This is a genomic window from Phenylobacterium sp. (assembly GCF_041916435.1).
GTDB lineage: Bacteria > Pseudomonadota > Alphaproteobacteria > Caulobacterales > Caulobacteraceae > Phenylobacterium.
In genome coordinates this window covers 260,587-273,851 of sequence record NZ_JAYRZM010000004.1, presented here as the reverse complement: position 1 = coordinate 273,851, position 13,265 = coordinate 260,587, and the positions used below count along the sequence as shown (strand labels likewise).

The 13,265-nt window shown below is 70.2% G+C and carries 15 protein-coding genes and 1 pseudogene; 6 read left to right on the top strand and 10 right to left on the bottom strand.

Annotation, left to right across the window (positions count from 1 at the left end; translation table 11 throughout):
* Positions 1-3: 3 nt before the first annotated feature.
* Complete coding sequence (locus ACE3TA_RS12800; protein ID WP_374574226.1) at positions 4-1,620, bottom strand: ATP-binding protein; 1,617 nt, start codon at positions 1,618-1,620, stop codon at positions 4-6.
* 354 nt (positions 1,621-1,974) lie between these two features.
* On the opposite strand from ACE3TA_RS12800, the gene ACE3TA_RS12795 reads away from it, so the two are divergent.
* A complete protein-coding gene (locus ACE3TA_RS12795) occupies positions 1,975-2,250 on the top strand; it encodes a YjhX family toxin (protein WP_374574224.1) in 276 nt (91 codons plus the stop codon).
* On the opposite strand, the gene rsmD is transcribed toward ACE3TA_RS12795, so the two are convergent.
* The gene (gene rsmD, locus ACE3TA_RS12790; RefSeq protein WP_374574222.1) at positions 2,233-2,808 is read right to left on the bottom strand and encodes a 16S rRNA (guanine(966)-N(2))-methyltransferase RsmD; all 576 of its coding nucleotides are present in this window, start codon (positions 2,806-2,808) and stop codon (positions 2,233-2,235) included. The two genes, ACE3TA_RS12795 and rsmD, sit on opposite strands and share 18 nt — an antisense overlap.
* On the opposite strand from rsmD, the pseudogene ACE3TA_RS12785 reads away from it, so the two are divergent.
* Positions 2,705-3,595: pseudogene (locus ACE3TA_RS12785) on the top strand (enoyl-CoA hydratase/isomerase family protein); the annotation flags it as partial. The gene rsmD and the pseudogene ACE3TA_RS12785 sit on opposite strands and share 104 nt — an antisense overlap.
* Here ACE3TA_RS12785 and ACE3TA_RS12780 read toward each other — a convergent pair.
* Positions 3,552-4,658, bottom strand: a complete 1,107-nt coding sequence (locus tag ACE3TA_RS12780; RefSeq protein WP_374574220.1) for a pseudouridine synthase — start codon at positions 4,656-4,658, stop codon at positions 3,552-3,554. The pseudogene ACE3TA_RS12785 and the gene ACE3TA_RS12780 overlap by 44 nt on opposite strands.
* A gap of 66 nt (positions 4,659-4,724) precedes the next feature.
* Here ACE3TA_RS12780 and tadA point away from each other — a divergent pair, with 66 nt between their 5' ends.
* Both tadA and ACE3TA_RS12770 read left to right on the top strand, forming a co-directional pair.
* Positions 4,725-5,192: a tRNA adenosine(34) deaminase TadA gene (tadA, locus tag ACE3TA_RS12775; RefSeq protein WP_374574816.1), complete on the top strand. Its 468-nt coding sequence runs from the start codon at positions 4,725-4,727 to the stop codon at positions 5,190-5,192.
* Positions 5,193-5,278: 86 nt separating this feature from the next.
* Complete coding sequence (locus ACE3TA_RS12770) at positions 5,279-6,157, top strand: SDR family NAD(P)-dependent oxidoreductase (protein WP_374574218.1); 879 nt, start codon at positions 5,279-5,281, stop codon at positions 6,155-6,157.
* On the opposite strand, the gene ACE3TA_RS12765 is transcribed toward ACE3TA_RS12770, so the two are convergent.
* The gene (locus ACE3TA_RS12765; protein ID WP_374574216.1) at positions 6,154-6,768 is read right to left on the bottom strand and encodes a GNAT family N-acetyltransferase; all 615 of its coding nucleotides are present in this window, start codon (positions 6,766-6,768) and stop codon (positions 6,154-6,156) included. The genes ACE3TA_RS12770 and ACE3TA_RS12765 overlap by 4 nt on opposite strands.
* Before the next feature lie 122 nt (positions 6,769-6,890).
* Positions 6,891-7,643, bottom strand: a complete 753-nt coding sequence (locus tag ACE3TA_RS12760) for a TSUP family transporter (RefSeq protein WP_374574214.1) — start codon at positions 7,641-7,643, stop codon at positions 6,891-6,893.
* Positions 7,644-7,790: 147 nt separating this feature from the next.
* Here ACE3TA_RS12760 and ACE3TA_RS12755 point away from each other — a divergent pair, with 147 nt between their 5' ends.
* On the top strand, positions 7,791-8,738 hold the full coding sequence (locus ACE3TA_RS12755) for a LysR family transcriptional regulator (RefSeq protein WP_374574212.1): 948 nt from the start codon (positions 7,791-7,793) through the stop codon (positions 8,736-8,738).
* A gap of 19 nt (positions 8,739-8,757) precedes the next feature.
* On the opposite strand, the gene ACE3TA_RS12750 is transcribed toward ACE3TA_RS12755, so the two are convergent.
* The gene (locus ACE3TA_RS12750; protein ID WP_374574814.1) at positions 8,758-10,074 is read right to left on the bottom strand and encodes an acyl-CoA dehydrogenase family protein; all 1,317 of its coding nucleotides are present in this window, start codon (positions 10,072-10,074) and stop codon (positions 8,758-8,760) included.
* 200 nt (positions 10,075-10,274) lie between these two features.
* Between ACE3TA_RS12750 and ACE3TA_RS12745 the strand changes: the two genes are divergently transcribed.
* On the top strand, positions 10,275-11,573 hold the full coding sequence (locus tag ACE3TA_RS12745) for an acyl-CoA dehydrogenase family protein (RefSeq protein ID WP_374574210.1): 1,299 nt from the start codon (positions 10,275-10,277) through the stop codon (positions 11,571-11,573).
* Here the strand turns inward: ACE3TA_RS12745 and ACE3TA_RS12740 are convergent.
* The 4 genes from ACE3TA_RS12740 to ACE3TA_RS12725 form a co-directional block, all read right to left on the bottom strand.
* On the bottom strand, positions 11,570-12,052 hold the full coding sequence (locus ACE3TA_RS12740; protein WP_374574208.1) for a hypothetical protein: 483 nt from the start codon (positions 12,050-12,052) through the stop codon (positions 11,570-11,572). The two genes, ACE3TA_RS12745 and ACE3TA_RS12740, sit on opposite strands and share 4 nt — an antisense overlap.
* Before the next feature lie 124 nt (positions 12,053-12,176).
* Positions 12,177-12,302, bottom strand: coding sequence for a hypothetical protein (locus ACE3TA_RS12735; RefSeq protein WP_374574206.1), 126 nt, complete (start codon positions 12,300-12,302; stop codon positions 12,177-12,179).
* A gap of 21 nt (positions 12,303-12,323) precedes the next feature.
* The gene (locus ACE3TA_RS12730; protein WP_374574204.1) at positions 12,324-12,713 is read right to left on the bottom strand and encodes a VOC family protein; all 390 of its coding nucleotides are present in this window, start codon (positions 12,711-12,713) and stop codon (positions 12,324-12,326) included.
* 89 nt (positions 12,714-12,802) lie between these two features.
* Positions 12,803-13,216, bottom strand: a complete 414-nt coding sequence (locus tag ACE3TA_RS12725; RefSeq protein ID WP_374574202.1) for a hypothetical protein — start codon at positions 13,214-13,216, stop codon at positions 12,803-12,805.
* Between the last annotated feature and the right edge of the window lie 49 nt (positions 13,217-13,265).

The following is a 13,265-nucleotide window of genomic DNA, read 5'->3' as shown; positions in this document are numbered from 1 at the left end:
CGCCTAGGCCGCCACCGCCGCCCGGCGCCCCGTGGCCAGGGCGGCGTTCATCGCCTCCAGCAGGCGCTCGGCCTTGATCGGCTTTTCGACGACCCCGTCCATGCCCTGGGCCAGGTAGCTGGCCGCGTCCCAGGGATCGGCGTTGGCGGTGAGCGCCAGGATCGGCACGGAGGCGGGATCGCCCGGCAGGGCGCGGATGCGCCGGGTGGCCTCGACCCCGTCGAGGTTGGGCATCTTCACGTCCATCAGGATCAGGTCGAAGCGGCCGGTGCGCGCCGCCTCCACGGCCTGCTCGCCGTCCTCCACGCTCTCGCAGGCGCAGCCGAACATGCCGCAAAGGGTTTCGGCCACCAGCCGGTTGGTGGCGTTGTCGTCGGCGATGAGGATCCGCAGGTCGGCCTGGGCGGCGCCCTCAAGCGACGTGGTCTCGATCTCCCGCGGGCCGGTCTTGGGCGCGGGCACGTCGAACAGGGTGAAGGCGAAGCTGAACACCGTCCCGCCGCCGGGATTGGCCCGCGCCGCTACGGTCCCGCCCATCAGCTCGGCGATCTGGCGGCAGATGGAAAGCCCCAGGCCGGCGCCGCCCTGGCGCTGGCCGGCCTCGGTCTGGCTGAACGGCTGGAAGATGGTGGAGAGGAGCTCTTCGGGCACGCCGACGCCGCTGTCGGCCACTTCGCCCTCGATGGCGACGTGCATGTCCTCGCGCCAGGCGGACAGGCGCACCTCGATCCCGCCCTCGCGGGTGAACTTCAGGGCGTTGCCGATCAGGTTGTTGAAGAGCTGCTTGATGCGCACGGCGTCGCCCAGCACCCACTGGTCCGGGTCGCCCTCGTAGGTGAAGTTCAGCGCCAGGCTCTTCTGCTCGGCGCGGGCGGCCCACAGGGCGGCGACGTCGCGCAGCAGGCTCGTCAGGCCGAACGGCTCCTCGCTCAGCTCCAGGCGGCCGGCTTCGGCGCGGGACAGGTCCAGCGCGTCGGTGAGCAGGCGCAGCAGCGTCTGGCCGGAATCCTGGATCGTGTGGACGTAGGGCGCCAACTCCGGCTGGGCGAGCTTGTGCTCCAGGATGTCGGCTACCGCCAGCACCCCGTTCAGCGGCGTGCGGATCTCGTGGCTCATCACGGCCAGGAACTGCGACTTGGCCGCCAGCGCCGACTGCGCCTCGCGCGTCGCCGCGTCGAGGGTCTCGGCCAGGCGCGTCATTTCCTCGGCGTGGGCGCGGTTGGCTTCGTTGGTCGCCTGCAGCAGGCTGAGCGCGCTGGCCACGCCGGCGTAGCGTCCGCCCTCGGTGACGATGAAGCCGCGCAGCAGCTCCGACGGCCGCTCGGCCAGGGCCTGGCCGCAGAACTCGGCGACCGTGCAGTGGCCCTCCACCACCAGCGGATCGCGGCTCATCAGCAGCGAGATGGGCCGCTCGGCGTAGAGCGCGCGGCCGTAGCGCCCGGCCATGGCGATGAAGAACCCGTTGCGCTCCACCAGGGCCAGGGGCCGGCCCTCATGGTCCACGACCGCCAGAGCCAGGGCGTCCGGCTCGGCCTGGAAGCGGTCGTAAACGGTCTGGCCTAACGTGTCGGGCGCGATCGGCGCGATCGACTGGGCGAGATCGAAGAGCGTGGCGGTCATGGGATCCCCTGCTGCCCGCTCTGTAGACCAGCCGCTCCTAATGGATAGTGAAGCTTACTTCGGATGCGCGCCGAAATGCTCGATCAATACCTGCATATACTGTCATATAATCGTCATGTTTGAATTTAGCCATTTATTCCGCAGGTTTAGCCGCGACATGGACGCCCCTTCCCGTCGGCGCAGCTTCGCCATAAGTTCGGAAGGTCCGACCAGAGAGGCGTCGATGTCAGAGATTGCGCGCGAGACCCGGGCCTAACCGCCGAACCGGAGTCTCTGCTTCCCACGGCTTTAGGCCCTGCCCCGTCCGCGCGCCTTCGCGGGCGCGTCGTGTCATGCCTGAAGCCGGACCATCCTTTGAACATCTCCAAGCCTCAGCAGCGCACGCTGCACGCCCTCGCCCAGGGCGGCCATATCGTCATCGAACGCAATGAGAAGGGCGCCGCCATCGCCGCCGAATGCGTCACCCGCGAGGGCTGGCGCCTGAGCGATTGCGACCTCGCCGTCTTCAAGAGCCTGAAGAAGAAGCGACTGATCGCCAGCCGGGGCGGCGGCCCCTACCAGATCACCCGCGAGGGGCTGGTCAACCTGCGCAGCCAGCTCGACAACCGCGTCTCAAGCCGCGGCTGGTGAGAAGCGCAGGAAGTGGACGCGCGCGGCGCCGTAGTCGCGCGCGTCCAGCATCTCATAGCCGGCGACTTCGAACTCGGGCTCGCTCGAGCCGCGCTCGAAGACCACCACCGCGCCGGGCGCCAGCCAGCCGCCGGCCGCCAGCCGCTCCAGCGCCGTCTCGCCCAGGCCCTTGGCGTAGGGCGGATCCAGGAACGCCAGGTCGAAGGCCGGCCCGTCCGCGCCTGGCCGCACGCCCAGCGAGGTCGCGTCTCGCCGGTGCACTCGCGTGCGGCCGAACAGGCCCATGGCGTCGACGTTCTCGCGGATCGCCCCGCGCGCGGCCTCGTCGGTCTCGACGAACAGGCAGAAGGCCGCCCCGCGCGAGAGGGCCTCGAAGCCCAGGGCGCCGGACCCGGCGAACAGGTCGATCACCCGCCTGTCGCGCACGCCTTCGGACCAGGGGGCGTGCTCCAGGATGTTGAAGATCGCCTGGCGGGCGCGGTCGGAGGTGGGGCGCGTGCCGGCGCCGGGCGGAGTGATCAGCGTCTTGCCGCGAAAGTCGCCGGAAACGATGCGCAACCTTGGCCTCCTCGAATCGCCGCCGACCTTGCCGCGCCGCAGCCGGCGTTCCAAGGTCCGCCGCAACGAGACGACGGGAGGACGACCGATGAGCCTGGTGAGCGTGGCGCATGAAGGCGGGGCGGCGATCCTGACCTACGCCAATCCGCCGTTCGGGACCATGACCGCGCCGGGCGCCGCCGAGATGCATGCGGCGATGGCGGCGGCGGCCGAGGACCCGGCCGTGCGCTGCATCGTCGTCACCGGCGGCCTGCCGGGAATCTTCATCCGCCACTACGACGTGACCGAGCTGTCCGCCATGAGCGACCGGCTGGGCGCGCCCGCCCCGGCGGCCGGCGGCGAGGCGTCGGCGCGCGGTCCGGGCTTCCTGGACCTGACCGACCTGATCGCCGCTGCGCCCAAGCCGGTGATCGCGGCGATCAATGGGCTTTGCATGGGCGGCGGCTTCGAGCTGACGCTGGCCTGCGACCTGCGCATCGCCAGCCCAAGCGTCGAGGCGATCGGCCTGCCGGAGACCCGCATCGGCATCTTCCCCGGCGGCGGCGGCACCCAGCGGCTGGCCCGCGTGATCGGCGAGGCCAAGGCGCTGGAGATGATCCTCCGTGGACTGACGGTGAACGGGGCCCGGGCCGGCGAGCTCGGCCTGGTGCACGAGACCGCCGCCGATCCGCTGGCGCGGGCGCTTCAGATCGCCGCCGAGTTCGCGTCGCGGCCGGCCGAGGGGATCGCCTACGCCAAGCGCCTCACCCGCGCGGCCCTCGACCGCCCCCTGGCCGAGGGCCTTGCGGACGAGCGCCGGTCTTTCCTCGAGGTGATGCGGACGGCTTCGGCCCGCGAGGCCCTGCGGGCCGCGCGGACGCCGGCCGAGATCCAGTCCCTGTAGCCGCGCCGGGGCCGATCACCGCCTTGGTCGACGGCTTCTTGCGCGCGCCGGTCTTGGCGTGCTTGGCCGGGTTCGGCGCCTTGGCCTTGGCCCAGCCGGCCTTGTAGACCTTCTTGCGCGCCTCGCCCTCGCGCGGCGCGCGCGCCTGGGTTTCGGCCTGGCGCTCCGGCTCGGCGGGGGCGCGGCGCGACTTGCCCGCCGGCGCCTTCATGACGAACTGGGGCCGGTCGCCCCTGGGCAGGTTCTCCGGGGCGATGTGCTGGGCGAGCTGCTCGCGGATCACCCGCGGGCCCACCTCCTCGATCTGTCCGCTCTCCAGGGTTCCCAGGGCGAAGGGGCCGTAGGACAGGCGGATCAGCCGGTTCACCTTCAGCCCCAGCGCCTCCAGCACCCGGCGCACCTCGCGGTTCTTGCCCTCTGCCAGGGTCAGGGTGAGCCACAGGTTCGCGCCCTGCGGGCCTTCCTTGGCCTTGTCGAGCTTGGCGTCGATGGCGCCGTAGCGCACGCCCTCGACGGTGATCCCGTCCTTCAGCCGGTCCAGGCGATCCTGGGTGATTCTCCCTCGCGCGCGGGCGCGGTAGCGGCGGATCACGCCGTTGGAGGGCATCTCCAGGGCGCGGGCCAGGCCCCCGTCGTTGGTCAGCAGCAAGAGCCCCTCGGTGTTCAGGTCCAGCCGGCCGATGGAGATCAGCCGGGGCAGGCCCTCGGGCAGGGCGTCGAACACGGTGGGCCGGCCCTGGGGGTCCTTGTGCGTCGTCACCAGGCCCACCGGCTTGTGGAAGCGGAACAGGCGCGCGGGCTCGGCCTCGTTCACCACCTCGCCGTCCACGGTCAGGATGTCGCCGGGCTCGACCTTGACCGCGGGCGTGGTCAGCACCTGGCCGTTCAGCGCCACGCGGCCGGCCTCGATCAGCCGCTCGACCTCGCGGCGCGAGGCCACGCCCGCGCGGGCGAGGGCCTTCGCCACGCGTTCGGCTTGACCAGATGCGTCGGTGTCGGTTCGTTGGGGATCGTGGACCATGATCTTCGCACCATGCGCATCGCCCTCGAAGCGGCGCAAGACGCCGCCGCGCGCGGCGAGACGCCCGTGGGCGCGGCCGTGGTCGATCCGTCCACCGGCGAGGTGATCGCGGTGGGCGCCAACGGCCCGATCGGCGCACACGATCCCACGGCCCACGCCGAGATCGTCGCCCTGCGCGAGGCGGCCAGGAAGCTGGGCAACTACCGCCTGACGGGCCTGACCCTGGCGGTCACGCTGGAACCCTGCGCCATGTGCGCCGGCGCCATCAGCCACGCGCGGATCGGCCGGCTGGTGTTCGGCGCGGAGGACCCCAAGGGCGGGGCGGTGGTCCACGGCCCGCGCTTCTTCGAGCAGCCCACCTGCCACTGGCGGCCGGAGGTGACCGGCGGCGTGCTGGCCGAGGAAAGCGGCGAGCTGCTGCGCGGCTTCTTCCGCGCGCGGCGCGGCAAGGCGTCGGCCGCGTCCGGAAGCGGAACCTAGGCGGCTAGCGCCGCCACGACCTTGCCCTGGCGGCGCCCCCGGCCCAACAATGGCTCCCATAGATTAGAACATTAGGGAGACGTGACATGGGACTGCTGGACGGAAAGGTCGCCATCATCACCGGCGCCGGCGGCGGGCTGGGCGAGGCCTACGCCAGGCTGTTCGCCAAGGAAGGCGCGGCCGTGGTGGTCAACGACCTGGGCGGGGCGCGCGACGGATCGGGCTCGGGCTCGTCCTCCGCCGCGCAGAAGGTGGTGGACGAGATCGTCGCGGCCGGCGGCCGGGCCGTGGCCAACGGCGACGACGTGTCGACCATGGCCGGCGGCGAGAACATCCTGAAGACCGCCTTGGACAATTTCGGCCAGGTGGACATCCTCGTCTGCAACGCCGGCATCCTGCGCGACAAGACCTTCGCCAACACCTCCGAGCAGGATTGGGACCTGGTGGTGAAGGTGCACCTGAAGGGCACCTACTGCTGCACCATGCCGGTGTGGAAATGGCTGAAGGACAACGGCCGGCCCGGCGTGATCGTGATGACCTCGTCCACCTCGGGCCTCTACGGCAACTTCGGCCAGTCGAACTATGGCGCGGCCAAGGCCGGCATCTACGGCTTCATGCGCGTGCTCTCGATCGAGGGGCGCAAGTACGGAATCCGCGTCATGGCCCTGGCGCCGGGGGCCTATACGCGCATGACCTCGGACCTGCCCGGCCGCCAGGGCCGCGAGCCCGATCCGCTGAGCCTGCCCGAGAACGTGGCGCCGGGCGTGCTCTACATGGTCTCCGACCTCGCCGCCGATCACACCGGCAAGGTGCTGGGCGTCTCCGCCCGCGGCGTGCGCGAGATCAAGATGATGCAGACCGACGGCTTTTCGCCGGGCCGGCCCTACACGGCCCAGGAGGTCGCCGAGCACGCCGACCAGGTGTTCTTCCCGGCCGCGCCCGAGCGCACGGCGGCCAGCGCCTAGGCGGCGAACGCGGCCAGCCGGGCGTCGAGGCGATCGCGCACGGCTGGCCACTCGTCCTTCAGCACCGAGAACACCACCGTGTCGCGCACGCGGCCGGTCCAGACGACGCGGTCCTGGCGCAGGATCCCTTCCTGCACCGCGCCCAGCTTCAGCACGGCCGCGCGGCTGCGCTGGTTCAGCGCGTCCACGGTCAGCTCCACCCGGCGCGCGCCGCAGTCGAAGGCGTGGCCGAGCATCAGCCGCTTGGCCGCCGGATTGACGACGCCGCCGCGAAAATCGGGGTGGTAGTAGGTGCCGCCCAGGTTGGCCGAGGCGTTCTCCGGGCTGATCGCGCCGAAAGTGGTGATGCCGACGCAGCGGTCCTCCGCCATCACGGCGAACTGGATGGCCGCGCCCCGCGCGCGGTCGATCTTGAAGCGCTTGTCCCAGACGAGATCGAAGTGCGGTCCGACCATCGAGTACGGATAGAGCTCGGCCCAGATGTCCGGGTCCGCCGCGCAGGCGGCCCGCAGGCCCTCGCGATGGCGCTCCTCCAGCGGCTCCAGCCGCAGCCAGGCGTTTTCCAGGGTCTTGGCGGTCAGGTTCATCGGCGTGCGAAAAATCGTCTGCAATCGACGCATACACCTCTTGCACAGCTTCCCGCGCCACCTATTTGTGCGTGCGCCCCATGTGGGCGTTTCCTCCCAATTTGGCCTTGAGCCGCGCCGATCCGGCCGCGGCTCTTTTTTTGCCTTCAGCCGGCCAGGAAGAGCTGGGCGGCCTGCACCAGATAGATCAGGCCGATCGCGGAGACGATCCAGCGGGTCCAGCGCTTGAAGTTCACGTCGCTCATCCGCGCCAGGATCCGCCCGCCGACCACCGTGCCGGCCATCGACAGCGGAACGGCAAGGGCGAACATCCACCACGGCGGCAGCTCGGCGCCTTTCGCGGCGATCAGCGGCGCGCCGTAGACGACGATCTTGGCCAGGTGGCTGAACACCTGGGTGGCGGCCTTGGTGGCGACGATCGTATGGCGCGTCAGCTCGGTGCGGATGAAGAAGATGTCGAGCAGCGGGCCGGCGACCCCGGCCGTGAGGTTCAGCGAGGTGACCAGGAAGCCCGAGACCAGGGCATGGGCCGGCCGGGCCGCGTCCAGCCGCAAGGTCTCGCGCGGCAGCCACAACAGGCCCGGCACCAGCCCCATCAGCAGGTAGAGCACCGGCTTGGAGGGTGTGTAGGCGATCAGGGCGACGACCACGCCGGCGGCCAGCGAGGCGATCGCATACAGCCCCACGATCGACCAGCGCACGTGGCGCGCGTGCAGCACCGCGCGCCAGCCGTTGGCCACCACCTGCAGCAGGCCGTGGGTGACGAAGGCGACCGAGACCGGCAGGACCAGCGCCAGCGCGCCCATCAGCACCAGTCCGCCGGCCATGCCGAAGACGCCGGACAGGGTGGCCGTGACGAAGGCGGTGAGCCACAGGAAGGCGGCGACGGCCAGGCTCACGCCGTCAACTCCGGCGCGCGCGGCGGCGCGGCGTTCGATCGGCTCATGGACGGGGCCCCTTCACGGCGATGGGCGAAGAGATGGACCGTCGGCGGCCCGTCGTCCAATATATAGTTCGGCCATAATTGATACTTTAAAGGTATCCATATGATCGAGCTGCGCCATCTTCGCTATCTGGTCGCCGTCGCCGAGGAGGGGCACGTCACCCGCGCCGCCGAGCGGCTGGGCATCCAGCAGCCGCCGCTGACCCGCCAGATCCGCGCGCTGGAGGCCGAGCTGGGCGTCACCCTGTTCGAGCGCCTGCCGCGGGGGGTGAAGCCCACCGAGGCCGGGCGCGTGGTGGTGGAGGCCGCCCGCGACGTGATCGAGCGCGCCGGGCGGCTGAAGGACGTGGCGCGCCGGGCCGCGCGCGGCGAGCAGGGACGCCTGGCCGTGGGCTACACCAGTTCCGGCGCCTTCAATCCCTTCATCGCCGAACGCATCCGCGCCTTCCGCCAGGCGCGGCCGGGGGTGCAGCTCGCGCTCGCCGAGGACGGCACCACCGAGCTGATCCAGGCGCTGCGCGACGGGCGGCTGGACGTGGCCTTCGTGCGCTCGACGCCGCATGACCTCTCGGGCCTGTCGATCGAGCCCCTGCTGGAGGAGGAGATGGTCGCCGCCCTGCCCGCGGACCACAGGCTGGCGCCGTCCGCCGGACCGATCCCGCTCTCGGCGCTGGCCGACGACACCTTCGTCTTCTACCGGCGCCCGACCGGGCCGGGCCTGCATGACGCGATCATGGCCGCCTGCCTGGCCGCCGGCTTCAGCCCCGAGGTGGGCCAGGAGGCGCCGCGCATGTCCTCCACCCTGGGGCTCGTCGCCTCGGGGCTGGGCGTGTCGATCGTGCCGGCGTCCATGCGGCAGATGAACATGCAGGCGGTGGCCTTCGTGCGCCTGGCGGGCGCAGGGCCCGTCGCGCCGATCCTGCTGGCGAGCCGGCGCGGCGATCGCGCCAGCCTGGTCCAGCGCTTCCGCGAGGAGGTGCGCGAGGCGGCGCGCAAAACAAAGGCCGGGGCCGGTCTTCACGACCAGCCCCGGCCCGAAACGCTCGCCTAGAAAGGCGAAACCGTCGCGATCAGTGACGGAAGATCGAGGTCTCGCCCGGATCGCGCGGGATATCGCGATGCTGGCGCAGCTCGTTGCGGCCGACCACCATGTGGTGCACCTCGTCCGGGCCGTCGGCGATGCGCAGGGTCCGGGTGTTGGCGTACATGCGGGCCAGCGGGGTGTGCTGCGACACGCCGAGCGCGCCGTGCATCTGGATCGCCTGGTCGATGATCTGGCAGACCCGTTCCGGCACCATGGCCTTGACCATGTGGATCCACACGCGGGCTTCCTGGTTGCCCAGCACGTCCATCGCCTTGGCGGCCTTGAGCACCATCAGGCGCATGGCCTCGATCTCGATCCGCGCGCGGCTGGCGATCTCGATGTTGCCGCCGAGCTGGATGATCGGCTTGCCGAACGCGGTGCGCGACAGGCCGCGCGACACCATCAGGTCCAGCGCCTTCTCAGCCGAGCCGATGGCGCGCATGCAGTGGTGGATGCGGCCCGGGCCCAGGCGAAGCTGGCTGATCTCGAAGCCGCGGCCTTCGCCCAGCAGCATGTTCGTCACCGGCACGCGGGCGTTGGTGAAGCGGATGTGCATGTGGCCGTGCGGCGCGTCGGGATCGCCGAACACCTGCTGGCCGCCGACGATCTCCACGCCCTCGGTCGGCAGCGGCACCAGGATCTGCGACTGCTGCAGGTGCGGCGGGGCGTTTTCCTCGCCGGTGCGGACCATGGTGATCATCACCTTGCAGCGCGGATCGCCGGCGCCGGAGATGTAGTGCTTCTCGCCGTTGATGATGTACTCGTCGCCCACGCGCACGGCGCGGGTGTCGATGTTCTTGGCGTCCGAGCTGGCGGTGTTCAGCTCGGTCATGCAGTAGGCCGAGCGGATCTTGCCTTCCAGCAGCGGCGTCAGCCACTTCGCCTTCTGCTCCGGCGTGCCGACGCGCTCCAGCACCTCCATGTTGCCGGTGTCCGGCGCGGCGCAGTTCATCGTCTCCGAGGCCAGCCGGTTCTTGCCCAGCTCCACGGCGATGTAGGCGTAGTCCAGGTTCGACAGGCCCTCGCCGGTGTGGGCGTCGGGCAGGAAGAAGTTCCACAGGCCCGCGGCCTTGGCCTTGTCCTTGGCGGCCTCGAGCACTTCGAGCTGGCCCGGCGCGTATTGCCAGATGTCGGGACGGCCCTCGCCCAGGCGATGGAACTCCTCGCTCATCGGCTCCACCACGTCGCGGATGAAGTCCTTGACCCTGTTGAGAAGCGGCAGAGCCTTTTCCGACATGCGCAGGTCGTTGAGCTCGTCCTGCGGATTCAAGCCGAAGCTGGATTGGGCCCGGTCGGCGGTCATGGTCATCTCGGTTTCCTTCCCTTGGAAGCGGCTTGCTGTCGGGCCCGCGCGGCGAGCCCTCGGTGGATTCGGTTGATCGGCGGATCGACAGCCGCCGACGGCGGAGCGACCATGGGCGCAGATTTGACGAAAATCAAACAACTGTTCGTCGATCACGATCACAAGGAGTTCAAACAACCGTTTGAATGGAGGCCGACGTCATGGATTTCGACTATTCCCCGCGTCAGAAGGAACTGATCGCCCGCGTCTCGGCCTTCATGGACGAGCACATCTACCCGGCGGTCCCGACTTACGAGCAGCAGCACGAGGAAGGCGAGCGCTGGAAGGTGATCCCGGTGCTCGAGGAGCTGAAGGCCAAGGCCAAGGCCGCCGGCCTGTGGAACATGTTCATGCCGCCCTCCTCGGGCCATCCGCACCTGGACGACACCTTCGTCTTCGAGGGCGAGCAGCTCACCAATCTGGAATACGCCCCCCTCGCCGAGATCATGGGCCGGGTGAGCTTCGCCTCGGAGGTGTTCAACTGCTCGGCGCCGGACACCGGCAACATGGAGGTGCTCAACCGCTTCGGCACCCGCGAGCAGAAGGAGCGCTGGCTGCGCCCCCTGATGAACGGCGACATCCGCTCGGCCTTCCTGATGACCGAGCCGCTGGTGGCCTCATCGGACGCCACCAACATCGAGACGCGCATCGACCGTGACGGCGACGACTATGTGATCAACGGGCGCAAGTGGTGGTCCTCGGGCGTGGGCGACCCGCGCTGCAAGGTCGCCATCGTCATGGGCAAGACCAACCTGGACGCCGCCAAGCACCAGCAGCAGAGCCAGGTGCTGGTGCCGATGGACGCGCCGGGCATGAAGGTGCTGCGGATGCTGCCGGTGTTCGGCTACGACGACGCCCCGCACGGCCACGCCGAGGTGCTCCTGGAGAACGTGCGCGTGCCGATCGCCGACAGCCTGCTCCTGGGCGAGGGCCGCGGTTTCGAGATCAGTCAGGCGCGCCTGGGGCCCGGCCGCATCCACCACTGCATGCGCACGATCGGCGCGGCCGAGGTGGCGCTGGAGAAGATGTGCAAGCGCCTGATGAGCCGTAAGGCCTTCGGCAAGTACATCTCCGAGCACTCGGTGTGGGAGGAGCGGGTCGCCCGCGCCCGCATCGACATCGAGGTGACGCGCCTGCTGTGCCTGAAGGCCGCCGACATGATGGACAAGGCCGGCAACAAGGTGGCCCGCCTGGAGATCTCCATGATCAAGGTGAAGGCCCCGACCATGGCGCTGCAGGTGATCGACGACGCCATCCAGGCGTTCGGCGGCGCCGGCGTGACCTCCGATCCGGGCCTGGCCCGCGCCTACGCCAACCAGCGCACCCTGCGCCTGGCCGACGGGCCGGACGAGGTGCACAACCGCACCATCGCGCGGATGGAGTTCGCCAAGTACGGGGACCTGGCCCAGAAGATCCGCGCCGAGCGCGACGCCGAACGCGTGCCGGTGGGCTCGCGCTAGGTCGTCTTCAGATCAGCCGCCTCGGCCCAGCTCAGGCTGCGGCCGGGGTAGGCGACCTTTCCGAACGGCCAGTCCCGTTCGATCCAGCCCCTGAACGCCTCGAACAAGGGCCTGTCGAGGGCCGCGGCGTGGCTGTCGCGCACCCAGCAGTAGGCCACCGCGTCGTAGCCGGTCAGGTCCGACGGGTAGATGTAGGCGCAGCCCAGGCACAGGCTCTCGTCGGGCGCCATCATGGTGTAGGCGAACGAAGTCCTGCGGCGGAACTCCTTGTGGTGCCAGCCCAGGTCGATCAGGTCGTCCTCGAAGGACAGACCCTCCGGCCATTTGGTGCGCGGGCCGAAGACGCCGCGCAGGCGCTCCACGCTGGTCATCACCGCGTCGTAGTCCTTGACCACGTCGCCGATCATCAGCGGCCGCAGCACGAACTGCGCCGTCTCGAGCCGTTCGGGTACGATGAACTCCGCCGGGACGAACGCCACGCTTCACCTCCTGGTCCGACCGCTTTGCAACGCCGCCGGATCGTCGGGTCAAACGCTTTCCCCGCCACGCCCCGCCATGGGCGACGGGCGCCGAAAGGCCGGGCAGGCGCCAGCGGCCCGCGTGTCAGGTCGACAGCTGCGGCGATCCGGCCGCCAGGGCGATGGCCACGGCCACGGCGAGCGCCAGCAGGGCCGGCGCGAGTTTCCACCAATGCAACATTACCGAAAGATAGGAACGCAAACGCCGCATTCCAGTCTCGTGCCGCGCCGGTCAGGCCGGCTGGTGACAGACCGCCTCGATGTTGTGCCCGTCCGGATCGAGCACGAAAGCGGCGTAGTAGTTGGGATGGTAGTGCTCGCGAACGCCCGGCGGGCCGTTGTCGCGGCCGCCGGCGGCCATGGCCGCGGCGTAGAAGGCGTCGACGCCCGCCCGGTCCGCAGCGGTGAAGGCCACATGCACTGAACCGGTCGCCGGCCCGCCGCCCGCGCCGACCCAGAAATACGGTTTGCCCTCCGAACCGTAGCCGGCGAAGGCCGCCCCGCCGGTCTCCTCGGCGCTGACCTGCATCATCACCGAGATCCCGAGCGGCGCGAGGGCCGCGTCATAGAAGGCCTTGGCGGGGCCGAAGGCCGAAACGGTCAGTCCGACGTGGTCGAGCATGGAGGTCCTCCTTGTGCGGCCCGCGAGCCTAGGCCTCGACTGTCTCAAGTCTGTCAGCAGCGGCGCTTCGGCCCGTCCCGGCCGCGCGGCTATTTCGTCGGCAGGCCGTCGGCGCCGGCGCACACCGCGCCCAGCAGCGCCTTGTCGTCGTCCGAGGAGACCTTCTTGCCCTTGTCCTGGCGCCAGCCGTCGGCCTCGGCCGGCTCCACGCCGGGCTTGTAGGACGCCACCAGCGTCAGGGTCTTCTTGGCGCAGTCCAGGGCGACGATGGAGCCCACGCCGTCGGGCTTGCCGGGCCCGGACGGACCGACCTTGGCCGAGGGCTTGGAGACGGCCTGCATCACCACCACCTTGCCGCTCTCCTGGTCCTTGTAGGCGTAGTCGGCGTCGTAGAACCACTGCAGGGCGGCCGGATCGCCGGCGAAGGGCTTCCAGTTCTCGGCCGAGGCGGCCCCTGCGGCGCCGAGGCTCACGAAGACGGCGATGGCGATGGCTCTACGCATGGGGCGTTTCCTCTGTTTTCGATGACCGCGCGACCCTAAAGGCCCCGCC

Excerpts from the sequence above, each read along its gene's own strand:
- ACE3TA_RS12800 (WP_374574226.1), bottom strand. The coding sequence starts at position 1,620 with ATGACCGCCACGCTCTTCGATCTCGCCCAGTCGATCGCGCCGATCGCG.
- tadA (WP_374574816.1), top strand. The coding sequence starts at position 4,725 with ATGCGCATCGCCCTCGAAGCGGCGCAAGACGCCGCCGCGCGCGGCGAG.
- ACE3TA_RS12770 (WP_374574218.1), top strand. The coding sequence starts at position 5,279 with ATGGGACTGCTGGACGGAAAGGTCGCCATCATCACCGGCGCCGGCGGC.
- ACE3TA_RS12755 (WP_374574212.1), top strand. The coding sequence starts at position 7,791 with ATGATCGAGCTGCGCCATCTTCGCTATCTGGTCGCCGTCGCCGAGGAG.
- ACE3TA_RS12750 (WP_374574814.1), bottom strand. The coding sequence starts at position 10,074 with ATGACCGCCGACCGGGCCCAATCCAGCTTCGGCTTGAATCCGCAGGAC.
- ACE3TA_RS12745 (WP_374574210.1), top strand. The coding sequence starts at position 10,275 with ATGGATTTCGACTATTCCCCGCGTCAGAAGGAACTGATCGCCCGCGTC.
- ACE3TA_RS12735 (WP_374574206.1), bottom strand. The coding sequence starts at position 12,302 with ATGCGGCGTTTGCGTTCCTATCTTTCGGTAATGTTGCATTGGTGGAAA.
- ACE3TA_RS12730 (WP_374574204.1), bottom strand. The coding sequence starts at position 12,713 with ATGCTCGACCACGTCGGACTGACCGTTTCGGCCTTCGGCCCCGCCAAG.
- ACE3TA_RS12725 (WP_374574202.1), bottom strand. The coding sequence starts at position 13,216 with ATGCGTAGAGCCATCGCCATCGCCGTCTTCGTGAGCCTCGGCGCCGCA.